At 69.7% G+C, this 23574-nt stretch carries 16 protein-coding genes and 1 pseudogene; 9 read left to right on the forward strand and 8 right to left on the reverse strand.

Annotated elements, in window-relative coordinates:
- Positions 1 to 265: 265 nt before the first annotated feature.
- Positions 266 to 1363: a DUF2786 domain-containing protein gene (locus tag KEG57_RS19050; RefSeq protein WP_272422474.1), complete on the reverse strand. Its 1098-nt coding sequence runs from the start codon at positions 1361 to 1363 to the stop codon at positions 266 to 268.
- A gap of 209 nt (positions 1364 to 1572) precedes the next feature.
- Between KEG57_RS19050 and KEG57_RS19055 the strand changes: the two genes are divergently transcribed.
- The 4 genes and pseudogenes from KEG57_RS19055 (at position 1573) to KEG57_RS19070 (ending at position 8007) form a co-directional block, all read left to right on the forward strand.
- Positions 1573 to 3534, forward strand: a complete 1962-nt coding sequence (locus tag KEG57_RS19055; RefSeq protein WP_272422475.1) for a sulfatase-like hydrolase/transferase — start codon at positions 1573 to 1575, stop codon at positions 3532 to 3534.
- A gap of 13 nt (positions 3535 to 3547) precedes the next feature.
- A complete protein-coding gene (locus KEG57_RS19060) occupies positions 3548 to 5548 on the forward strand; it encodes a sulfatase-like hydrolase/transferase (protein WP_272422476.1) in 2001 nt (666 codons plus the stop codon).
- 19 nt (positions 5549 to 5567) lie between these two features.
- Positions 5568 to 6716, forward strand: a pseudogene (locus KEG57_RS19065) (formimidoylglutamate deiminase); the annotation flags it as partial.
- Positions 6717 to 7089: 373 nt separating this feature from the next.
- Positions 7090 to 8007 (forward strand): zinc metalloprotease, encoded by a 918-nt coding sequence (locus tag KEG57_RS19070; RefSeq protein WP_272422477.1) that lies wholly within the window; start codon positions 7090 to 7092, stop codon positions 8005 to 8007.
- A gap of 81 nt (positions 8008 to 8088) precedes the next feature.
- Here the strand turns inward: KEG57_RS19070 and KEG57_RS19075 are convergent, their stop codons facing one another.
- Positions 8089 to 10287: a tetratricopeptide repeat protein gene (locus tag KEG57_RS19075; protein WP_272422478.1), complete on the reverse strand. Its 2199-nt coding sequence runs from the start codon at positions 10285 to 10287 to the stop codon at positions 8089 to 8091.
- Between the two features lie 40 nt (positions 10288 to 10327).
- Positions 10328 to 11146, reverse strand: a complete 819-nt coding sequence (locus KEG57_RS19080; protein ID WP_272422479.1) for an SDR family oxidoreductase — start codon at positions 11144 to 11146, stop codon at positions 10328 to 10330.
- Positions 11147 to 11260: 114 nt separating this feature from the next.
- On the opposite strand from KEG57_RS19080, the gene KEG57_RS19085 reads away from it, so the two are divergent.
- The 3 genes from KEG57_RS19085 to KEG57_RS19095 are packed head-to-tail and all read left to right on the forward strand — an operon-like array spanning position 11261 to position 14995.
- Positions 11261 to 12022: a ribonuclease HI gene (locus KEG57_RS19085; protein WP_272422480.1), complete on the forward strand. Its 762-nt coding sequence runs from the start codon at positions 11261 to 11263 to the stop codon at positions 12020 to 12022.
- Between the two features lie 9 nt (positions 12023 to 12031).
- A complete protein-coding gene (locus KEG57_RS19090) occupies positions 12032 to 13591 on the forward strand; it encodes an alkaline phosphatase family protein (RefSeq protein WP_272458676.1) in 1560 nt (519 codons plus the stop codon).
- A gap of 51 nt (positions 13592 to 13642) precedes the next feature.
- A complete protein-coding gene (locus KEG57_RS19095) occupies positions 13643 to 14995 on the forward strand; it encodes a serine/threonine-protein kinase (RefSeq protein ID WP_272458677.1) in 1353 nt (450 codons plus the stop codon).
- Here the strand turns inward: KEG57_RS19095 and KEG57_RS19100 are convergent.
- The 5 genes from KEG57_RS19100 to KEG57_RS19120 all read right to left on the reverse strand — a co-directional run bounded on the left by KEG57_RS19100 (position 14987) and on the right by KEG57_RS19120 (position 19563).
- A complete protein-coding gene (locus KEG57_RS19100; RefSeq protein ID WP_272458678.1) occupies positions 14987 to 15352 on the reverse strand; it encodes a YkgJ family cysteine cluster protein in 366 nt (121 codons plus the stop codon). The genes KEG57_RS19095 and KEG57_RS19100 overlap by 9 nt on opposite strands.
- An 11-nt stretch (positions 15353 to 15363) precedes the next feature.
- Positions 15364 to 16227: a hypothetical protein gene (locus KEG57_RS19105; protein WP_272422484.1), complete on the reverse strand. Its 864-nt coding sequence runs from the start codon at positions 16225 to 16227 to the stop codon at positions 15364 to 15366.
- Positions 16228 to 16327: 100 nt separating this feature from the next.
- The gene (locus tag KEG57_RS19110) at positions 16328 to 17293 is read right to left on the reverse strand and encodes a hypothetical protein (protein ID WP_272422485.1); all 966 of its coding nucleotides are present in this window, start codon (positions 17291 to 17293) and stop codon (positions 16328 to 16330) included.
- A gap of 215 nt (positions 17294 to 17508) precedes the next feature.
- Positions 17509 to 18546 (reverse strand): hypothetical protein, encoded by a 1038-nt coding sequence (locus KEG57_RS19115; protein WP_272422486.1) that lies wholly within the window; start codon positions 18544 to 18546, stop codon positions 17509 to 17511.
- A gap of 108 nt (positions 18547 to 18654) precedes the next feature.
- Positions 18655 to 19563, reverse strand: a complete 909-nt coding sequence (locus KEG57_RS19120; RefSeq protein ID WP_272422487.1) for a hypothetical protein — start codon at positions 19561 to 19563, stop codon at positions 18655 to 18657.
- 359 nt (positions 19564 to 19922) lie between these two features.
- Here KEG57_RS19120 and KEG57_RS19125 point away from each other — a divergent pair, with 359 nt between their 5' ends.
- Together KEG57_RS19125 and KEG57_RS19130 are read left to right on the forward strand one after the other, a co-directional pair.
- Positions 19923 to 21056, forward strand: a complete 1134-nt coding sequence (locus KEG57_RS19125; protein WP_272422488.1) for an ATP-binding protein — start codon at positions 19923 to 19925, stop codon at positions 21054 to 21056.
- Positions 21053 to 23536, forward strand: a complete 2484-nt coding sequence (locus KEG57_RS19130; RefSeq protein ID WP_272422489.1) for a DUF5682 family protein — start codon at positions 21053 to 21055, stop codon at positions 23534 to 23536. The genes KEG57_RS19125 and KEG57_RS19130 overlap by 4 nt, the downstream gene beginning before the upstream one ends.
- The last annotated feature ends 38 nt before the right edge of the window (positions 23537 to 23574 follow it).

Below are 23574 nucleotides of genomic sequence, written 5' to 3' on the forward strand. Positions count from 1 at the left end.
GGACTCGGGGTGGAAGACCTGCGCGATGCGCAGTTCTTCCAACGGGCCCGTTGGACCGCGTCGCCAGTCGAAAGGGCAGCGCCGCTGTCTTGATTGGCAGGGTCGCTCCCGCTCTTGCCTCGGCCTGTTCGATGAACTGCGCATCGCGCAGTTCATCGACCCCGGGTCCAGCGCTTGCGCTGGTCCAGGTCCAGGGGCGGATAGCCCCGGTGGGGTCTGGGGCAAAGCCCCAGCGCAGCGCCTCCCGGATGAGACCCAGGGAGTCTTACGACTTCCCCGGCAAAAGCCGGATCCCTCCGCTCGACCCCTGCCCCACCGGCTTGTGCAGCACGATGCGCCGACCTGCCGCGCGTCCCTCGGCGTGCGCCTCGCTGCGCGGCCCGCCCGCGTACTTCACGTGCTGGATGCGCGGATGCCGCTGCCGGTAGTACCGCCCGAGATCCGCGTCCTTCACCCACACGAGCCCCTCGCTCGTGTTGACCTCGCGTTGCGCTCCGAGCTTCTCGTCGAAGCCCGCCATCACGCCCGCCACGAACGTGCGCCGATCGCGGTTCCCGCCGAGCCCCTTCGTCTTCTTGTGCGCTGTCCAGAGCTGCTCGGCCGTGCGCGTCAGGAACGCGTACACGTAGCTCGCCATCTCCAGGTTCGCGTGCGAGCCGCAGATCTCCAGCACGCTCCCGCGCTTGCCTTCGAGCGGCCGGTACACCGGCACCCAGATGACCTCCACGAAGAAGTGCTTGCCGAGGATCGACGCGAGCCGCCGCTCGGCCTCGGTCACGCGGCCCGTGGGCTTGCCGAGGTGGCGGAAGCCGTAGCCCTGCGCCGACCGCTCCGCGACGCTGTCGATGTTGTACTTCAGCATCAAGCGCTGGGCGGCGTTCATCGCGGCTTGCGCCTCGTTCACGTTCGCGCTCTCCGCGAGCGCGAGCAGCTTCGCGATCCGCTCGAGCACGCGCGCTTCGCCCGGCTCCGCGTCTTGCGCCTCCGGCAGCCCCGAGGCGTGCGCGTCGATCCCGAGCCGCTGGCAGACCCCGCGAAAGGCCGGGCCATGCGCGTGCTCGCTCGTCTGACCGAGCACCTCGTGCACGTACTGATGCGCCATCTCGTGCTTCAGCACCTCGACCACGATCCCCCAGGGCCGCTCGATCACGAGGCGCCGGCCGATCTCGATGCAACGAGTCTCCCGGTGCCAGCGGCCGAGGTAACGCTCCGCGTCGCCGAGCTCGATCGTCGGGATCTTCAGCGCGCGCCGGAAATACGTGGCGTTCAGGTCCTGGTAGGTCGAGCGCAGCTCACGCAGGAGCGCGGTCTCGAGCTCCAGCGTGAGGCGCGCGTGTTCCGTCGGCTCGGTGTTCGTCGACATGGGCTGACTCCGGACGGCCTTTTGGTCGGGGCGGAGCATAAATCGAACCGTCCGGAGGAGCATGCTCCCCACGTCTCAACGGTCCCCCGCGGTCGCCTGGTTCAGGTGACTCGGGCAACGCCGGACCCCGGTCCTCCAGCGCCGTCGTTACAAACACGTCACCCATTCGTTGCCGGGACGTGAATTGGGCTAGGATGAGGCGCGAGAGCGTGTCCGCGACGAACTATCCCCTCGATCCCAGCGCGGAAGGCGCCCGGACGAGCGAGCCCGCGTCCCTCGGGCCGAAGAGCCAGAAGCTTCGGCGCCTGGCCCGCGCACGGCGCCGCATCGCCTGGCTCGTGCTCCTCGCCCCGGTCGTGCTCGTGCTCGCCGTCGACATCTGGATCCGCGGCGGAAGGCTCCTCGATCTGCGCGGCAAGCACGTGGCGAGTTACGCGGGCGCGATCGTCGAGAGCGCGGTGCTCTGGGGCCTCTTGCTCTACTCCGCGTCGTCGCGTCGCGGCGCCGTTCGCTGGATCTCGGCCTCGCTCTTCGTGCTGCTCGCGACGGTCACGCTCGGCATCCAGATCTACTTTCAGCGCTGCTACTCGACGTACGTGAACCTCGACGCGTTGCTCTTCGCGACGTCGTTCTCGGAGAGCGTCGTCGGGCACCTGCGCGCCGACGGCGGCAACCTCGTGTCCGCGATCGCGCCGCCGCTCGTCTGCGCCGCCGCGCTGGTCGTCGCTGCGCGCAGGTTCGTGCGTCCGCGCCAGACCCGGAGCAGCCGCGTCGCGCGGATCCTCGCGCCGCTCGCGATCGTGTTCGGCTTCCTGATCCCCTGCTCGTACCGCACCGTGCAGGCCTCGACGCCGGACGTGATCTATCTCCACGCGATGGGCGGCGTGATCAAGCAGATCACCGGCCTCCGGCCGCCCGAGCACGTCCGCCCTGGACTGCGCACGCCGCCCCAACTCCCCGGCGCCACCGCGATCCCGAGCGGCGCGCGTGTCACACGGCCGAATGTGCTCTTCGTCATCACCGAGAGCGTGCGCGCCGACGCACACTGCACGGCGCCCACGGACGATTGCCCCTTCTCGCCGGCGACGAACGCCGCGGCGCGCAAGCGCTTCCCGCTGCTCCAGATGCGCTCGAACGCCTCGACCACCGCGATCTCGCTCGCGGTTCTCTGGTCGGGCCTGCCGCCGACGGCCTCGCGCGAGGACCTGCACGGCTATCCGCTGCTCTTCGATTACGCGAACGCAGCCGGGTACGACACGGCGTACTGGACCAGCCACCACATGATGTTCGCGAACTCGCGCCTCTACGTGCAGGACCTGCCGACCTCGCACCAGACCGGCGCGACCGATCTCGATCCACTCGCCGACATGGATCTCGGCGCGCGTGACGAGCTGCTCACCGAGCGCATCCGCAAAGACATCCGCGAGATGCGCGAACCGTTTTTCGCCGTCGCCCACTACGGCAACACGCACATCCCCTACCGCATCGATCCCGAGCACGCCCCGTTCCAGCCCGCGCAGGACAGCAAGGCGCCCGAGGACAACGAGGCCTACCGCAACTACTACCTCGACGCGGTGCACCTGCAGGATCGGACGATCGGCGAGATGCTGCGGTTCGTCCGGGAACAGCCGTTCGGCGAACGCACGATCGTGGTGTTCACCTCGGATCACGGCGAGTCGTTCCGCGAGCACGGGCAGCTCGGGCACACGGGCGCGGTGCTCGACGAGGAGATCCACGTGCCGGCCTGGATCGACGCGCCCGAGGGCACGCTCACCGAGGCCGAGGTGGCCGCGCTCGCGTCGCACCGCGAATCGATCCTGTTCCACACGGACCTCGCGCCGACGATCCTCGACATGCTCGGCCTCGAGCGCGAGGCGGGCTTCTCGCGCTGGTATGGCGCGATGATCGGCAAGAGCCTGCTCGGGCCGATCGAGCGGACGGAGCCGGTGCCGCTCACGAACTGCTCGGGCGTGTGGGGCTGCGCGTTCCGCAACTGGGGCATGATGCGAGGGAATTTGAAGCTCGAAGCGCGCGAGTGGGACACGGCGTGGCATTGCTACGACGTGCTCGCCGATCCGAAGGAGCTTCGTGATCTCGGCGCGGCGGCGTGCGGAGACATGGCCGCGCGCGCGGAGGCCCTGCACGGAGGGCTGCCGGGCCTCGTGAAGTGAACGAATCAAAGACGTGAGTGAAGTGAGCGAAGGAAGCCCTGGGCCCGCCGCGACCGCGGCGACGACGAACCCCGGCAAGCGCAAGACGAAACGAGTGCTCGGGCCTGCGGGGCAGCGGCGCAAGCGGCTCCGCCGGCGGCGCAGGTGGATCGGGTTTCTGGCGCTCGTCACGCCGATGCTCTGGGTGCTCGTCACGGATCTCTTGCGCCGGCACGATCACCTCCTGCGGCTCGATCGATGGCATAGGCTCGGCTACCTCGCGGGGCTCTGCGAGAGTTTTGTGTTCTGGGGCGTCCTGCTCTACGTGGCCGCGCGCTCGCGCGGGATCTTCCGCGGCGCCGTGGGCGGGCTCTTCGTCCTGCTCTTCTCGGTCGCGCTCGGCGTCGAGGGCGCCTTCCACAGGCAGTGGAACACGTATCTCACGCTCGACGGCCAGATCCATTCGAAGTCCGTCGCGGACTCGCTCTACGGCTACCTCCCGCTCACGCGCCCCACCCTGCTCTTCGAGGTCGTGCTCGCGATCGCGGCCTCGATCGGAATGCTCGTCTTCGCGCGCAGGTTCGTACGACCTCGTAGGATCCCGCGCCTCGTCGCGCCGCTCCTCGTCCCGGCCGTGCTCGTCCTCGCGGTGAAGACGCCCGTCAGCTACCGGGTCGTCATGTCGTCGCCGCCGGATCTCCTCTACTTCCACGGCGTCACCGCGGTGGTGAAGGAGAACCTCGACATCACGAACGACTCGCCCGATCTGCGCGTCGAGCGCAGGCGCCCCGAGCCCGTGCCCAAGCTCTCCTCACGCCCGAAGCGGCCGCGCAACGTGCTGCTCGTGCTCCAGGAGAGCCAGCGCGCCGACGTGACGTGCGTCGCCTACGACCCCGCGAGCGATTGCGCCACGCCCTTCTCGAACGAGGCCATGCCGAACCGCATGCCCCTCTACGAGATGCACGCGCACGACTCGACCACGGCGATCTCCATCTCGAACATCTGGTCCGGCGTGCGCCCGACCGAGCCACGCGCCGTCTTGCATTCGGTGCCGCTGCTCTGGGAGTACGCGGCCGCGGCGGGCTGGGACACCGCGTACTGGACGAGCCAGAACCTCATCTTCGGCAACGCGCGGCTCTACGTGCAGGATATCCCCGCGAGCCACTTCGCCGTCGCGACGCACCTCGACACGATGGCCGACCTCGACGCGGGCGCGTATGACTCGCTGCTTACCGAGCGCGTGATCCAGGAGTTCGGCGAGCTCGAAGAGCCCTTCTTCGCCGTCGTGCACTACTCGAACGTGCACTACCCCTACGTCTACGACGAGAAACACGCGCCGTTCCAGCCGGCGGCCTTCAAGAACGCGCCCGAGCTCAACGACCAGTTCCTGAACTACTACAAGAACGTCGTGTACCTGTCGGACAAGGCCGTGGGCAAGCTGCTCCGGCACGTGCGCGAGAGCGACAAGGGCGCTCGCACGGTCGTCGTGTACACCTCGGATCACGGCGAGTCGTTCCGCGAGCACTGGCAAATGGGGCACACGAGCTCGCTCTATGAGGAGGAGATCCGCGTGCCGACGTGGATCGACGCGCCCGAGGGCACGCTCGCGCCGGAAGAAGAGGCGAGCATCCGCGCCGCCGAGCACGCGTACGTCTATCACCTCGATCTCGCACCCACGTTCCTCGATCTCCTCGGCGTGTGGGACGATCCTGCGCTCGTGCCCTTCCGGCGCCGCATGATCGGCCACCCGCTCACGCGGCCCGAGCGCACGATCGAGCCCGTGCCGCTCACGAATTGCACGGGCGTGTGGGAGTGCGCGTTCCGCAACTGGGGCGCGATGCAGGGGCCGCTCAAGGTGCAGGCGCGCGAGTGGGACGGCGAGTACCACTGCTTCGATCTGCGCACCGATCCCGACGAAGAGAAAAACCTCGGCGAGGCCGCGTGTGGATCGCTGCCGCTCTTCGCCCGCGCGCTCTACCATGTGATGCCGAACGTCACCCCGCCGGGGCGCCCCAAGGTCAACTGGGGCAAGTGAACCGGCCGCGCGTGACGATCACGACGAGGCGCTCATGAACGAGAGGTTTTTCCTGCCCGCCCTTGCGACCGCGCATTCCCACGCCTTTCAGCGCGCGATGCGGGGCGACGCGCAGCGGCCCGGTCCTACGGGCACGGACGATTTCTGGTCCTGGCGGACCTCGATGTACGCACTCGCGGACACGCTCACGCCGGAGAGCATCCACGCGATCGCGCGCGTCGCGTACCGCGAGCTCTACCGCGCCGGCGTGCGCACCGTGGGCGAGTTCCACTACGTGCATCACCAGCCGGACGGCACGCCGTACGAGGACCGCACGGTCCTCGCCGATCAGGTGATCCGCGCGGCGAAGGCCGAGGGGCTCCGCATTGCGCTCCTCCGCGTGATCTACACGCGCGCGGGCGCGGGCCGGCCGCCCGAGGGCGCGCAACGTAGGTTTTCCGATGCGGATCTCGATCGCTCGCTCGCCGACGTCGAGACGCTCGCCGCGCGATGGGCGCAGGACCCGGATGTGCGGATCGGCGTCGCGCCGCACAGTGTGCGCGCGGTCCCGCCCGATTGGCTCGGCCCGATCGCGGCGTTCGCCGAGGCGCGCGGCATGATGCTGCATGCGCACGTGGCCGAGCAGCCTGCGGAGATCGCGGCGTGCCTCGCGGAGACGGGGAAACGGCCCGTGGAGCTCCTCGCCGAGCGTTCCGTGCTCTCGCCGCGCTTCGTGGCGGTGCACGCGACGCACCTTTTGCCGCACGAGGCGCGGCTCCTCGGCGAGGCGGGCGCGTTCGTTTGTTTGTGCCCGACGACGGAGCGGGATCTCGGCGACGGGCTGCCGGACGTCACGGCGCTCGTGGGCGCGGGCGCCCTGCTTTGCACGGGGATCGACAGTCACGTCATGACGGCGCCGCTCGAGGATCTGCGCTGTGTCGATCTCGGCGAGCGGCTCCGCACGGGGAAACGCATCACGCTGCGCGTCAAGGAGGGGGACCGGCGCACGCCGGCGGAGGAGCTTTGGCGAATCGGCTCCGAGCTCGGGGCGCGGGCGTGTGGCTTCTCGGATGTGGGGGGCGAGATCGAGGTCGACCTCGAGGCCCCGGAGCTCTTGCTCGTGCGTCGGGAACATCGGCTCGACGCGGTCGTATACAGCGCCAACGCTGGAATATTCCGCCAGCATTGATTGCATGCCGTGGTCATAGGAATGACCACAGGCGGATGACGATCGCGTCGCCGACGCGCAATCCATCGCAATTTGATTGCATTTGCATCGCCGAGCCTGTGGCTTGTACCACGACGGCGGTGTGACGATTGTCAAAACGGGACCAAATTGTCCGCTGCTTCGGATATTTACACGTCCCGCCCCAGGCGGACGTGTGCTCCACCGCGCGAACGCGCCGCTTCATATTCATGCAACTTGATTGCTATTGATATCGGTCGGGTCATTACGCGTCCCGACGCGGAGACGATTTCGAATCGATTTCACTTGAATAAAACGGTGCGCGCCCTGTACATTGCGTCGGTCCTTTTTTTTCCGACAACCAAAGGAGAGCCGCATGCGCAAGCTTCACAACACGGTCGTTCTCGGGGGTATCTTCTCCGCCTTCGCGCTGCTCGGCGCGGGCTGCAGCGCCGATTCGACCGAGATCGGCGACGTCGGCGGCGACGTCGGTGGCGAGACGGAAGCCGCTGGCGTGCCCGTCGTGCGCACCTGCGGCACGAAGGAGCTGACGATGGAGGAGGCGGCCAAGCTCGAGGCCGAGTTCGAGCAGCTCGCCCCCTGGAAGGATAACCTCAACGTCAGCGTCGGCGCGGTCATCCCCGTCTACTGGCACGTCATCAACAAGGGCACGGGCATCGCGAACGGCGACATCCCGCAGACGCAGATCGACGACCAGATCAAGGTCCTCAATGACGCGTACGCAGCCTGGGGCGTGACGTTCAACCTCGTCAGCGTCGACCGCACGACGAACAGCACGTGGTACACGGCGGGCCCGGGCACGACGGCGGAGAAGAACATGAAGACGGCCCTCCGCCAGGGCTCGGCCGACGACCTCAACGTCTACAGCTCGAACCCAGGCGGCGGCCTGCTCGGCTGGGCGACGTTCCCCTCGAGCTACACCTCGAACCCGAAGGATGACGGCGTCGTCCTGCTCTTCTCGTCGGTCCCCGGCGGCAGCGCGGCGCCGTACAACCTCGGCGACACGGGCACGCACGAGGTCGGCCACTGGATGGGCCTCTATCACACGTTCCAGGGCGGCTGCCAGAAGACGAACGATTACGTCTCCGACACGCCGGCCGAGAAGTCGGCGGCCTACGGCTGCCCGACGGGCCGCGACACCTGCTCCACGGCGGGCGTCGACCCGATCAAGAACTTCATGGACTACACCGACGACGCCTGCATGGACCACTTCACCGAGGGTCAGAGCGCGCGCATGCAGTCGATGTGGAACACGTACCGCAAGGGCAAGTGATCTCGGCCTGAACACCGGGTGAACGAAAAACCCCGCCTCGGCAAACCGAGGCGGGGTTTCTCGTTTCGAAGGTCCCGCAGGTTATTCCGCGTTTTCCTTCGGACCTTCATTGTAAGAGCGCGGGCGGTGCTTCGGATCGACGCCGCCGTGCTTCTCGCCGTTGTCGAGCGTATCGATCGCGAGGTACGCGAGCCACGTCCCGGGGTGCTCCTCCGCGAGCGTGCGCAACGCGTCCTCGTGCTCCTTCAGCTTCTTCTCGTCGTACAGGCACTGGAGCCCGAGCGCGAGAAGCCCGATCTCGTTCGGGCCCCGGCCGAAGCCGATCTCGTAATGGGGCCACGCCTCGTCCGGGCGGTGCATGCGGCAAAGCGTGTCGCCGGTGTAGACGTGCGCCATGGCCCATTCCGGCGCGAGCTCGAGGGCCTTCCGGCTCTCCGCGAGGCGCGTCTCCATGTCCCCACGCGCCCCCTTCATCACCGAGAAATTGAGGTGCGCCTTCGCCGACATCGGCACCGCATCCTTCGTCGCCTCCCAGAACGTGAGGTCGGAGCGGTAATCCATCGCGTGCGCATAGGCCTTGACGCACTGGAACAGGAAGAAGGCGAGGAAGACGGCGGGGACCACGAAACGGAAGCGCGGGCGCTTCGAAAGGCGCTCGTGCGCGGCCGCGAACGCGACGGCGAGAAGGAGCGAGGTGCCGATGACCGGGAAATACCAGAATCGCTCGGCCCGCACGGTCGGCAGGACAACCGGGATGTTCGAGTGCGGGAAATAACTCACGACGAGCCAAACCAGGCCCACCGCCACGAGCGCGAGCCCCGCGCGCCCGAGCGGACGTGGTGCCTCGGGCGCGTCGGGCGGGACCACGCCGCGTGTGCAATCGGCAAAGAGGCCGAGCGAGATCGCGAAGACGGGCACGGCGAGGATGGCCCAGGAAAACCCACGCAAGGTGAGCGAAATCCCGCGCGGACGAAGGACAAAGACCTCGACGGCGACGAGCGCGGGCGCGAGCGCGAAGAGGAAGGCCGCGAGGATCGCAAGCCGAGGGCGACCGGGCGCGGGTTTTCCAGCGAGCCCGAGACGAACGATTTCCTTGCGCGCCGCGCGTTCCCGGACGACGCCGACGATCCACATCCCAATGCCCGCGAGGGGCGGGCCGATCAGGGCCACCGCGCCGAGCACGCTCTCGGCAAAGACGAGACGATCCGGCGCGGGCTCCTGCGGGAACGAATAATCGCCGCTCAGGGTGCGCGGAAAAACGACCTGCACGAGGCCACGCCAGTAGACGCGGAGCGCGCCGGCGATGCGATGCGGGAAATCGACCTCGGCGAGGGGATTGTTCAGCGGATCCTTGGGGAGCGGCGCCTGGTGGAACCAGAGGAGGAAGGAGCGCGCGGCTCGCGAAAGGGCCGAGGCGCCTTCGGGCAAGGGTTCGAGGAGCTCGGCCGGCGTCGGCGAGGGGAACCAGCGTTTGCGCAGCTCGACGTACAGGACGAACGCGAAGACGGAGGCGACGAGCGCGGCGAGGGTACGCAGGATACGCGCGGGGCGCTCGGGATGCAGGTGCGGCGAGAAGACGAGCGCGGCGAACGGGACGAGCGGGACGCAGACGACGGCGCTCTCCTTGCTGAAGAGGCCGAACACGAGCGCGACAAAGACGCCCGCGGGCATGAGCCAGCCCGGTAGCGCGAGCGCGAGCACGGCGAGCAGGGCGCCCATGCCGCCGAAGACGTCGGCGATGCCGACGATGCCGCTCACGGCCTCGGTGAGAATGGCGGCGGAGACGAAGATCGCGCCGGCGAGATACGCCGTGCCCCGTCTGCGCGTGATCCGGAAGGTCACGAGCGAGAGGAGCGCGCCATTCACGGCGTGGAAGAGGACGTTGTAAAAATGGTGGAAGAAGGGCTGCTTGGAGATGGCCCAGAGCGCGCGCCAGAGGAAATTGGGGACGGGGCGGTAGGAGCCCACGCTGCGATCGGGCGGCAGGCCCCAGAAATCGCGGAAGATGGCGTCGATGTAGCGCAGGCCCCCGGTCGCATTGACGTACGGGTTCGCGAGGAGCGCTTCCTGCTCGTCGAAGATGTAGTTCGTCGTGGGTGCCCGGGTATAGAGCACCATGCAGAGCAGGATGAACGGCGCGAGGACCCAGAAAAACCCGGGATCGTACCCCAGGACGTATTCGCGGCACCAGGCGTAGGCGGCGCGGAATGCGTTTGTCCGGGGCGCCGGGGCGGGCGCGGGGGCGGGCGCGGGCGCCGAGGCAGGCGCCTGCGCGGACACGTCTCCTTCCGGAGTGGTATGCGGATCGCCGGCGCTCACGCTACGGATCGGAGATCTGCCAGATGTCGCCCCAGAGCGAGGCGCCCCCGTCGATCGGGATCACCGCGCCCGTGATGAAATCGTTGCGCTCGCTCGCGAGGAACACGACCACACGCGCGACCTCGTCCACGCCGCCGAGGCGCTTGAGCGGCGTCGCCTTGCGCGCGAACTCGAGCATCCCGTCGCCATATTGCGCCGTGCCGCTCGAACGAATCGTGCCCGGCGCGACCGCATTGACCCGGATTCCATGCGTCGCCCACTCGACCGCGAGCGTGCGCGTGAGGTTCTCGACGCCCGCGCGCGCCGCGCCCGTGTGCGCCATGCCCGGGAAGCCGCGGACGACCATCGCCGTGACGTTGACGATGCGGCCGCGCTTCTGCGGGATCATGGCCACGTTCGCGACCTCGCGGGTCATGTTGAACGTGCCGTTCAGGTTGTTGCGGACGACGGCCTCGAAGCCCCGCGGCGAGATCTGCTCGGCCGGGCTCGGGAACTGGCCGCCCGCGTTGTTGACGAGGATGTCGACGCGGCCGAAGCGATCCATCGCGGCGCGGACGAACGCCTCGATCTGCGCGGGCTCGCGGATGTCGCAAGGCACGCCGAGGACGCGGCTCTCGGCGAGGCCGGCCTCGCGCAAGGTGCCGATCGCGGCTTCGATTTTCTCGGGCTTGCGCCCGCAGATGGCGATGCTGGCGCCGAGCCGGCCGAGCTCCCGCGCCACGGAGAGCCCGATGCCACTGCCGCCGCCGGTGACGATGGCCACCTGTCCCTCGAAGAGGCCAGGCGCAAAGAAGGGTCGCGCGTCTTCGTTCTCGTTCACGAAGGGGGCGTGTACAACGGGCAGGGCCGGCTGTCACGGGGGCGACGCTGTCACGGTCACGGAACACATGACGATTGCTTTCGCCGGGGCGGGGGTCTGTGCCAAGGTGCGCGCGTGCCGTGGGTACGAGCGCTCCTGCGTGGGCAAAAGGTGTACGCAAAGGCCGACGAGGCGGGCCGCCTGGTCTCGGACGGTGGTCGTGTGGAAGTTCGGTACAAGCCGAACGATGGGCGGAAGTACGGAGCGCGCGAGGACAACCTGAAGGTGGTCCCCGGCGAGCTCTTGCCGGATGACGCGTGTGGCCCGGCCGAGGCCGTCGAGAAGAAAAAAGACGGCGAGGCCCAGGTCGCGACGAAGTCCGCAGGGACGAGCCGCGCCAAGGCGACGACGTCCGAGGAGCGCAAGGCCGCCGCGAAGGCCGCGCATGACGCGGCGCCGCCGCTCGCAGAGGGGCAGCTGGTCGCGTACGCGGACGGCGCTTGCACGGGGAATCCGGGGCCGGCGGGGCTCGGGGTCGTGGTCGTCGACGGGGATCGGCGGATCGAGATCAGCGAGTACCTCGGGAACGGCACGAACAACATCGCGGAGCTGACGGCGATCCTGCGGGCCGTGGGGGCCGTCGAGGACACAGGCAAGCCGCTGCTCGTCCGCACGGACAGCCAGTACGCGATCGGCGTGCTGCAGAAGGGCTGGAAGGCGAAGGCCAACACGGACCTCGTCGCCGAGGTGAAGGATGTGCTGAAGCGCAACAAAACGCGGCTCGAGTACGTCCCCGGACATTCGGGTGTGGCGCTGAACGAACGTGCGGATGAGCTGGCCCGGGAAGCCGTGCGATCACGGCGCTCGAGCCGGCGAGCCATCACGAAGAGCGAGTAGAGTACACGCATGGTGGTGGAGCCGAGGCAGAAGCCCGTGGTGTTGTGCTTGCTCGACGGGCTCGGGGAGCGCGACGCGCGCGAAGGAAACGCGGTCCGGCTGGCGAAGGCCGAGGCGCTCGGGCGGCTCGCGGAGCAGTTCGGAAAGACGCGCCTTCTGGCGAGCGGCGAGGCCGTGGGGCTCGGCGCGGGCAAGGTCGGCTCGGGCGCGCTCGGCTACGAGGCGATCGGGACGGGCCGAACGCCGCGGCCCCACCGCGCGCGGATCGATGAAGCGATCGCCGCGAAGAAGCTCTGGCAGAACAAGGTCATCGAGCGGACGATGTGGATCGCGAACGATCGGAACTGCCGGCTGCATCTGTTCGCGCCGATCTCCGCGGACGGCGCGCACGGGACGCTCGATCACCTGCGCACGATGGTGCGCGTGTGCGAGGCGCACGACGTGAAGGTCGTGGTGCACGCGTTCCTGGAGGAGAAGGCCGCGGCGCCGCGGAGCGCGTGGAAGCTGCTCGAGCCGCTCGCCTTCGAGCTCGAGGACAAGGGCGTGATCGGGACCATCTCGGGGCAGTCGTACGCGATGGATCGGAGCGGGCGCTGGGACCGCGTGCAGAAGGCGTACGCGGCGATCGTGCGCGGCGAGGCGAAGACGAAGGACACGCCGTACGAGGCGCTGCAAGCGGCGTATCAGGCGAAACTCACGGACGGGAACGTCGAGCCCACGCGGATCGGCGAGTACGAGGGGATGGTCGGGTCGTTCATGGCCGACTTCGCCTCGGGGCAGAGCGCGGGTTGGTCGTGGTTCGGCGAGGAAGCCGGGCTCTTCCTGACGCACCGCGCGGACCGTGTGGAGCAGCTCGCGGCGATGATGGTTCGTCGTGGCGTGCCGCGCGAGATCGAGGAGGAGTACCTGACCGATCGGAAGAAGCCCGTGTACGCGTTCGACGAGTTCGGGTTGCTCTCGCTCGTAGGGCTCGATCCGGCGTGCGAGGTGCTCGCCGCGTTCCCGGACGAACCCCCGGAGGGCACGCTCGGCGACGCGATCGCGGCGGCGGGTTTGACGCAGCTCCGGATCGCGGAGCCGGACCGCGCGAGGCACGTGGCGCACGTGTTCGACGGCGGGCGCCGGACACGCAAGGACGGCGAGGAGATCCGCGTGGTCGAGCAAGCGGAGATCGCGGAGACGGCGGCGCGCGCGATCCGTGAAGGGAGCCACGACGTGGTGATCGTGAGCCTCGCGGCGGCGGATCACGCGGCGCACCGCGGTGACCTCGCGGCGGCGATCGAGGCGGTGGACGCGGTGGACGCGGCCGTCGCGCAGATCGCGGCGGCGACGGAAGCGAAGGGCGGCGCGCTGTTCGTCGTGGGGACCCACGGCGGCTGCGAGGAGATGCTCGACGCGGAGGGCAAGCCGCGCGGCGGTCACACGACGAACCCGGTGCCGTTCGTCTCGACGCACCCGCGCGGAAAACTCGCGGACGATCGAAGCCTCGCGGACGTGGCGAAGGTGGTGCTCGATGTGCTGGGGATCGAGGCGCCGAGCGGGATGACGGGTGGCCGCTCTCCGAGGTAGGGGGTTTGGGGGCGCAGCTCGCCTTGTCCGAGCGGAGCCCCCAAGCGCTGAATGGGACTCGATTTGCAAACGCAGATAGGACCGTACCGGGTCCGGGAGAAGCTGTCCGAAGGGGCGATCGCCACGCTCTACCGCACCGAGCACGAGCGGCTCGGGCGCGTGGCGATCGTCAAGGCGCTGAAGGGGACGCTCGCGGAAGGGTCGCCGCTCGGGTCGGCGCTCGAGCGCGAGGCGCGCATCCTGGCGAAGATGGGGCACGCGTCGGTGGTGCGTTGCCTCGACATGTCGCCGGGAAAAGGCGCGACGTGGGTGGCGCTCGAAGATGTGCCGGGGCCGCGGCTCTCGGCGGTGCTCGCGCGGACGAAGAAGCTGCCGCACGAGGTGGCGACGGCGATCGCGCTCGGGGTCGCGTCGGGGCTCGGGCACGCGCACGCGCGCGGGGTCGTGCACCGGGACGTGCGGCCGGAGGGGATCGTGCTCGCGCCCGATGGGCGGAGCGTGCTCGTGGATTTCGGGGCAGCGATGGATCTGTCGGCGCCCGCCGTGCCGTCGCCGTTCGACGGGAGCGAACGTTTGTCCGGGCCGGAGTACGCCGCGCCGGAGCAGATCGTGGGGGAGCCGGCGGGCCCGCGATCGGACGTGTTTTCGCTCGGGGTCGTGCTCTACGAGATGCTCACCGGGGCGCGGCCGTGGGACGAGGGCGCGGAGGGACGGGAGGAGCTCGCGCGGCGGGTACGAAGCCAGGAGCCTTCGCCGCTCGAGCGGCACGGGGTGGTGCTGCCGCGGGGGCTCTCGCGCATCGTGATGCGGTGCCTCGCGAAGCGGTCGGAGGATCGGTACGAGGACGGCGACGTGCTCGCGGAGGCGCTGGCCGAGGCGCTCGACGAGGCGACGCGGGAGCCGTCGCGGAAGCTCGTGACGCGGGCGCTCGCGCTTTCGTTTTTGGGTGAGGAGATCGGCGAGGAGAAGGGGCGGAGGCAGCCGAAGAAGGGGCCGCCGCCCTTGCCGCTCGGGCCACTCGTGCAGAAGCTCGCCGTGCTGTTCGGGCTCGTGGTTTTGGGCGCGGTGGTCGTGGAGGGGTTCGTCCGCGAGGAGGACGTGACGGCCGAGCCGGCGAGCGAGGCGGACGCGCCGGAACGGGGTTACGTGAAGGTCCTGGCGCGGCCGTGGGCCGAGGTGCTCGTCGACGGGAAATACGTGGACGTGACGCCGATCGGGCGTCCGATCCCGGTCGTGGCAGGCCGGCATTACGTGACGTTCAAGCACCCGAACGCGCCGGACGAGAAGCGGGAGATCCGGGTCAATGCGGGACAAACCGTCTTGCTCGACGTGACGATGCGGATCGAGCGGCGCGCCGCGCCCGCGGCGGCGGACGCGGGGCCGGACGCGGCGGATTCACCCTGAGCGATTTTTCCGGACGAGCGCTTCGAGCGCGAGCGGGGGGCGGTCCTGCTTCAAGGTGAGCTCGCCGAGGCACGCGGAGGTGCCGCGATCGAGGGAGCGGCAGGCGTCCGGGCGCATCGGATAGATGGAGCAGACGAAGCGGCGCGTCTCCGGGTCGGGGACGAGCGCGGCGCAATGGCCGTCCTCGATGCGCATGTAGCAACGATTGCCGATGAACTCCGTGAGCGCGCGGGCGTCGTCATCCATGCGGTCGTGATCGACGCCGAAGACGCGGATGTACTCGGGAAGGTCGGAGAAACAGCAGGTGCCGCAGAGCAGGCAATCGGAGGGGACGACGGGGAGGGGGGCGGATGGCATGGGGAAATGCGTCAGAGCTGGCAGGTGCCGGAGATGCAGGAGAGGCCGGCTTGGCAGTCGTTGGCGACGAGGCAGCCCTGGCCCTGGGGGCACTTCTTCGGGCTTGCCATGTCCTGCGCGCAAGCGCCACCGCAATCGGTGCTGGTCTCGTCACCGTTGTGGAAACCGTCGTTGCAGGCAGGAGCCTGGCAGGTCTTCGGCGAGCCGACGCACGCCCCCCTGCCTTCACAATCGGACTGCGAATTGCATTTCAGGCCGACGGCGCAGGGCGCGCAGGAGCCGCCGCAGTCGATGTCGGTCTCGCCGTTGCCCGCTTCGTAGCTCCCGTTCCCGCAAAGAAAAGGGACGCACATCCCGATCGACGGATCGCACAGCAAACCGGCGCAGTCCTCATTCTTTGTGCACTCGATGCAGTTGAAGGAGTCGTCGCAGATGCCTGGCCTGTCCCACTTCGTCATGCACGCGCCCGAGGCGGGCTGCGGGTTCAGCCACGCTTCGCAGTCGTCCTTGCGGCAGGAATCCGCTGCCCACTTGTACACGTCGGCAGGGGTGTCGACCTGCGTGACGGCGCCCGACGCGTCGCACTCCCGCTGCTTGCAATCGCCATACACCTGCGCGCCGACGGGCGTGCCAGGCATGATCGCGGTCGTATAATCGCACGTCCCGGCGTTGCACGAGCCGCCGATCCGGCATTCCGTGTCTGGGCAGTCGGCCTGGGTCGAACACTCTGGCATCCCGCCCGTGCCTCCCGGCCCACTTATGCCCCCCGCGCCGCCGGCCCCGCCGTTGCCGCCCGGCGCCACCAGCTTTGGCGCGCACGCCGCCGCGAGGATCGAAATCGAAAGCCCAAAAAGAACAAAGACATGCCGATGCATCGCCGCCTCCGGGCGGGAATCCTAGGCGATGTCTTTCGAGGTCGGAAGGAAAACGCCGGCGCGTGAGGAAAAATCACGCGCCGACGCGCGGAGAGACCGCTCAGGGGCAGGGGTTCGGGCAGGAGCCGCCGCAATCGGTGCCAGCCTCGTCACCATTTTGCAGCGCGTCCGTGCAGCTCGGCTCGGCGCAGAAGACGTCGACGCAGACGCCGCTCTGGCAGTCCGTCGGGAGCTGGCAGCCCTCGTCCTTGCCGCAGAGCGGGCATTCACCGCCGCCGCAATCGAAGCCGGTCTCCTTGCCGTTCTTCACGCCGTCCATGCAGCTCGGCGCCGCGCACGTGCCGGCCGTGCAGACGCCGCTCTTGCATTGCGAGCCGTTCGTGCAGGTCTTGCCGTCGTCGCAGGGCAGACAGTTGCCGCCGCAATCGATGTCGCCCTCGCCCGGGTTCTTGATCCCGTTCGCGCAGTTGATGCCGACGCAAACGCCCTGCATGCACATCTGGTTGCCGCTGAAGCAGCCCTGCACGCCCTCGATGCATTGCACGCACTGGCCCATGTCGTTGCAGATGCCCGCCGCGGAGCAGAGGAAGCCCTGCGCCTGGACGTTGTGCATCGCGACGCCGTCCATGCAGACGTCGTCGGTGCACTCGTTGCCGTCGTTGTAGACGTCGTCGTCCTTGTTGACGGGCGCGGGCTGGGCATTCGCGTCGCATTGCATCTCGAGGCAATCGCCGTAGACCTGCGAGGGCAGCGGCGTGCCCGCCGGCCGCAAGGCCTTGCGCACGCATTTGCCCGACTCGCACGCAGGCTCGCCGCAGAAGTTCGCGGCGCCCTGGTTCGTGCAGTCCGCCGGCGTCGTGCACTCGGGGGACACGCCGCCGCCGCTGCCGCCCGGGCCGCCGCCCGCGCCGCCGTCGCCGCCCGTACCGCCGCTGCCGCCCGTGCCGCCGCTCGACGAGCTCGACGTCGGGTTGTTGGAACTGGAGCCATCCCCACAGCCGACCGCGGACGCCGCAATCGTCGCGCCGAGGATACAAGCGATCATCCAAGCTCGTTCGATTCTCATGGCAAAGCTCTCCTCCCGGGCCGCATCGCCCGCGGCTCTCTCGACGCCGAGGCCCGAGCCCCCGCGCGCGCGCCTTCCGGAAAAGAACGCGCGCCCTCGCTGGCGGGGGGCCGCCTGCGAGGGCGTGAGGACTCGGGCCTTTTACGTCCGTGACAGGTGAACAGCTACACGATAGCGCAAGAGGCCGGCGCGCGGGGTGGAGATTCGCGCGCGGCTCAGGGCTCGATGCATTTCGCCGCGCAGCTTCCGCCGCAGTCGACGCCGCCCTCGCCGCCGTTCTGGGTGGCGTCGGTGCAGGAGGGCGCCGCGCACTTCGCGCCCTGGCATACGCCCGACGAGCAGTCCTCGGGGACGTGGCACGCGGACCCGACGACGAAGCTCGGCGGGCACTCCGGGCCGCCGTAGTCGGGGTAGGTCTCGCCGCCGTTCAAGGAGCCGTCGGTGCACGCGGGCGGGGCGCACATCTTCGTGGCGGCATCGCAGGCGGCCTCGATGCAGTCGAGCGGCCCGTTGCAGGCCTTGCCGACGTCACAGGGAGCGCAGGTGCCGCCCCCGCAGTCGACGTCGGTCTCGCTACCGTTCTTCGACCCGTCCTTGCACGACGTCGGCACGCACTTGTTGAGGGTGCCGTCGAGCGTCTCGACGTCCTTGTAGTTCTTCGACGCGACGCAGACGTTGCCGTTCTGGCATTCGTTGGCGGGGCCGCCGACGTTGCAGCGCACGCACTGGCCGGCGTCGTTGCACTTGACGTTCATGCCGCAGGAGAAGCCGGCCTCCTGGTTGATGTGCAGCGTGTCCCCGTTCATGCACGTGTCGAGCGTGCAGGGGTTGCCGTCATCGAACCGGTCGTTCGTGTCCTCGACCTGCATGATGCCGCCGTTCGCGTCACACACGGCGCGCTTGCAGTCGCCGTAGGTCTGGCTCTCGAGGACCGTACCCTCCTGCAGAAGGACGATCATTCCGCAGGCGCCCCCATCGCAGGTGCGGACGCCACACGGGGAGTCGACGCCGGGACACTCGCTGCGCTTGCAGGTGTCCGTGCTGCTGCCGCCCGAGCCTCCCCCGACGCCGCCCATGCCGCCCGTGCCGCCGCCCGTGCCGCCCTCGCCGCCGCCGCCCGTGCCACCCGCGCCGCCCGTGCCCGTGCCCGTGCCCGTCGGGTCCGCGGGGTTCGCGCCGGTCCCGCAAGCCACCGCGAAAGAAGAGAGCCCCGCGATCACGAGGGGCCAAATCCAAGCTCGTCCGATTCGCATTCTCGAAGCTCCTCCACGCCTACGCGGCGTCTTCAATCATTTCCTCGGTCGCGAGAGGCCCCGCCCCCATCCTCGCAGACGCCGGGGCCTTCCCGCGAGACGATGTCATCATGGCTCACATGTGCCGGAGTTGCACGACAAACCCGCTACGCAATCGTCTGGAAAGAGGCACCCCTGACCCTGGCCGCATTTCTTCGGATTCGCCATGTCCTGCGCGCAGGACCCGCCGCAATCCGACCCGGTCTCGTCGCCGTTCTTGAAGCCATCACTGCACGTGGGCACCTGGCAGGTCTTCGGATTCCCGAGGCACGGCCCCTCGCCCATACAATCGGGACGCACGCTGCATTTCATGCCGATCTCGCAAGGCACGCAGGGGCCGCCGCAATCGACGTCCGTCTCGCTCTTGGCGGGATCGGGATCGGCATCCAGCACATCATTCAGGCAATGCGCGGGAACGCACTTCCCGATCGACGTATCGCACTGCAAACCACTGCAATCCTCGTTTTTCGCACATTGGATGCAGTTGAAGCTGTCGTCGCAGATGCCGAACGCGCCCCACGTCGTCGTGCACTGACCCGAGGCGGGCTGCGGGCTCTTCCACGCTTCGCAGCCGTTCGTGCGGCAGGAATCAGCTGCCCACACGTACACGTCGGCAGAGCTGTCGACCTGCGTGATGGCGCCCGACGCGTCGCACTCCCGCTGCTTGCAATCGCCATACACCTGCGCGCCAACGGGCATGCCGGGCATGATCTCGGTCATGTAATCGCACGTCCCGGCGTTGCACGATCCGGTGATCCGGCATTCCGTGGTCGGGCAGTCGGCCTGCGTCGTGCACGCCTGCGTCCCGCCCGTGCCCCCCCCGCCCGTGCCGCCGCCCGTGCCGCCGTTGCCCCCGGCGCCGCCAACGTAGGACGATTCGTCGAAGAAATAAGTGTCGAACTCGACGCACCCCGCAGGTACGGAGAGAGCGGATGCGAGAGCGAGCGGAACGACCAAGAGCCAAGACATTCGGTTCATCGATGGCTTCTCCCTGCCCCGCCCGGCGCCCGCAGGCGCACGGCAGGCCGGCCCGGGCAGTTCGTTAGGAAGGTGCCCCGCCGAAGGCGCGAGGGCCGAAGGTCGGCCGCCACGCAGTAGGCTTGCCCGGGCAGTTCGTCGGGACACGTCGGGGACGATGGTAGCGAATCGGCTCCAGAAGAGCGAGCCTCCGGCGAACTTCCAGCCGGGATCCGGCGCGGAGGCGGCGAGGGCCACGCGAGCACCGGGTTTCACCACGTCACGACGAGGACACACAGACGGGCCGGATTGACGCGGAGAATGCGCGCAGGTAGCGCTTGCCAAGGCCGCACCGCGCCGGGCGGCGAGAAGCGATCCGCGTGCCCGAATCCGTCCTCCGTCCCGCCGCAGAGGTGCTCTTTCGCGAGGAGCTCGACGCCCTCGCCGCCGCCGACACGCACCCGAAGCCGCGCGGCTTCCGGCTGTCGCCGCGGATGATCCGCACGTTCATCCTGGGCTCGGGCGAGGCGAAGCTGCCCCGGGAAGGCGGCGAAGGCGAGATCGCCGTGACCCAAAAATTCTTCGGCGACGACGCGCTCGTCGAGCGCGCGATCGTGACCCTGGCCTCGCCCCGCGCGCTCCTGCTCGTCGGTGAGCCGGGGACCGCGAAGTCGATGCTGTCGGAGCTGCTCGCCGCGGCCGCGACCGGGACGAGTCTGCTCACGGTGCAAGGCAGCGCGGCCACGACCGAGGATCAGATCAAGTACACCTGGAACTACGCGCTGCTCCTGGCGAAGGGCCCGGTGCGGGAGGCGCTCGTGCCGTCGCCGCTGTTCGCCGCGATGCGCGAGGGCCGGATCGCGCGCTTCGAGGAGCTGACGCGTTGCCCCGTGGAGGTGCAGGACAGCCTCGTGGGCATCCTGTCCGACAAGGTGCTCCGGGTGCCGGAGCTCGAAGGCGAGGACGGGATCCTGTTCGCGCGGGAGGGTTTCAACTTGATCGCCACGGCGAACGCACGGGATCGCGGGGTGAACGAGATGAGCGCGGCGCTCCGGCGGAGGTTCAACTTCGAGTCGGTGCGGCCGATCCGGGATCCGTTCGTGGAGATGGCGCTCGTCGAGCGCGAGGTGCAAAAGCAGCTCGCGGCAGCGGGGGCGAGCGTGCCCGTGCCGCGGGACGCGGTGGAGCTCGTGGTGACGACGTTCCAGGAGCTGCGCTCGGGCCGGAGCCGCGAGGGCGTGCACCTCGACCGGCCCGAGGCGCCGCTCTCGACGGCCGAGGCGATCGCGACGCTGCACGCGGCCGCGCTGCACGCGCATTACTACGGCACGGGCAGGCTCGGCGCCGAGGAGGTGGCCTCGCACCTCGCAGGCGCGGCGACCCTCGACGCGGCCGAGGACACGGCGAAGCTCGAACGGTACGTGGAGACGGTGGTGCGGGATCGGGCGGCGCGGCATGGCGGCCCGTGGGGCGCGCTGCTCGAGGCGTGGCGCAAGATCGGCCGCGAGCGATGAAGCTCGGAGACCTCGGAGCGCCGGAGGAAACGCGCGCCGAGGTCGCGAAGCGGCTCGGGCTGTCGAGCGCGCTCGCCTTCTTCCCTGTGCGGCACCAGAGCCCGACGTGCGCGGCGAAACTCGAAGCGTTCCTGCCGGCCTTCGCGCCGGACGTGATCCTCGTCGAGCTGCCCGCGCGGTTCGAGGAGCACCTCGAAGCGCTGCTCGATCCGGAGAGCCACGCGCCGTTCGCGATCTGCGCGATCACCGAAGACAAACGCCCGCGCTTCGTCGGGCGGCGGGACGGAAGCCACGCCGCGGAGGCGCCCCGATCCCGGGCGTATTACCCGTTCTGCGACTACTCGCCCGAGCTCGTGGCGCTGCGGTACGCGAAGGCGAGCGGCGCCGAGGTGCGCTTCATCGACCGGTTTTCGCCGCTGCCCGAGGACACGTCGGATCTCGGCGAGGACGACCTCCCCTCGGCGGAACGCGCGCTCGGCGAGCGGCTCGGGCAGGACGCGGGCGGGCTGCTCGGGCGGAGCCGGTTCACGGCGGCGCTCTGCGCGCGGGCGGGCGCGCGGGATTTCGACGAGCTGTGGGAGGCGCTGTTCGAGCAAGGAGGCTGGGACGAGAGCCCCGAGGGCTGGGCGCTCGCGGTGGGCGTGTACGCGCTCGCGACGCGGTGGACGTTTGGTCAGGAGGAGCTCGAAGCGGACGGGACGCTCTCACGCGAGCGGTTCATGGCGGCGAAGATCGCGGAGGCCGCGGCGCAGAAGGGCAAACGCGCGCTCGTCGTGGCCGGGGCGCTGCACGTGATCGCGCTCGGCGGCGCGCGGGAGACGCTGCCCGCGCTCGAGCGCGCGCCGAAGGACGACGCGGAAGCGGAGGTGCGGCTCGTGCCGTACACGTTCCCGCGGCTCGACGCGCTGCTCGGGTACGCGCCGGGGATGAGCGGGCCGGCGTTCTACCAGCACGTGTGGGAGGCGCGCGCGAAGGCGGATCCGTTCGCGCAGGCGGCGGAGCGGGTGCTGCTCGAGACGATCCGGCGGGCGCGGGTCGAAGGCGACACGCTCGGGCCGGCGGACGCGATCGCGGCGCTCGCGTTCGCGCGGGAGCTCGCGTCGCTGCGGGGGCGGCCGAAGATCGGGCGGGCCGAGGTGATCGAGGCGGCGACGAGCTGCTTCGTGAAAGGCGAGCTGCGCGTCTCGGGGCGGCGGGTCGTCGCGGCGCTCGGCGAGGCGCTTCGAGGCAGCCGGATGGGCAAACTCGGGCCGACGGCGGGCCCGAGCCCGATCCTGCGGGATTTTCGGGCGACGGCCGAGGCGCTCGGGCTTTTGCCTTCCGGAGGGCCGCCGCGCGGGATCGAGCTCTCACTCGCGGCGTCGAAGAAGGCGCGGCGGTGCTCGTGGTTCTTGCATCGCACGACGTGGCTCGGGCTCGGGTTCGCGACGCAGGTCGGGGCGGGCGACGCGGAGGGGTTTGGGGCGAAGGGCGCCCCCCAAGCGTCTACCGAGTTCGAGGCGGCGACGGAGCGCTGGACCGTGGCGTACGCGCCGGAGGTGGACGCGCGGCTCCTGGAGCTCGCGGCGGAGGGGGCGAGCGTCGAGGAGGCGGCGGCGCGGCTGCTCGTGCGCGCGGCGCGGGAAGGTGAAGGCCGCGCGGGGGCGATCGCGGTGTGCGTCGGGCGAGGCGTGCGGATGGGGCTCGACGGCGTGTGCCTGCGGCTCGCGCCGGCGCTCGAGGCGGCGATCCGCGCGGACGACGATCCACGATCGCTCCTCGAAGCGGCGCGAAAGTTACGGCGGGTGCGGGCGCTCCGCGCGCGGCTTGGCCTTCCGAAGGCGGCGTGGCTCGACGCGCTCGGCCGCGCGGCGTACGAGGAGGGAACGCACAGGCTCCCGCGGCTCGCGCAGACCTCGGGGGCGCGGGCCGCGGACGTTCCGGCGCTGCTCGCGGATCTCGGCGGAGCGGCGCTCGCGGCTGACGGAATGGGCCCCGTGCGGGAGCTCTTGCTGGCGAAGGCGCGGGCGGCGCGGGAGATCGCGCGGGCTGCCTCGCCGCTCGTGCTGGGTGCGCTCGACGGCCTGCTCGTGAGCCTCGGCGAGGGACGGGGCTCGGAGCTCGGCGCGCATTTCGAGGCGGCGCGGGGGCGTCCCGAGGCGAAGGGAGCGTACCTCGAAGGCCTGCTCGCGCTCTCGCCGCGCGCGTTGCTCGACGAGCCGTCGCTGCTCGAAGCGCTCGTCGCGCACGTCACCTCGGGCAGCTTCGAGGGCTTCCTCGCCTCGCTCCCGTCCTTGCGCCGCGCCCTCGCGCGGCTTGGTCCTCGCGAGCTGGAAGAGATTTCTTCACGCGCCGCGGAACGGCTCGGCCTCGGCGCCTCCGAGGCGCTGCTCGTCTCGCCCTTGCCTCCGGAGGAGGTCGCGCGTCTCTCTGCGTGGGAGCTTCGATGGCTCGAAGCCGAGGCTGCGTGGGCGGGCCCGTCTTCGGACGCGGATGGCTGACGTTCTGCGCCTCTCGACGCGCCGCGTTCGCTTTGCTA

The sequence above is a fragment of the Polyangium jinanense genome (assembly GCF_028435365.1).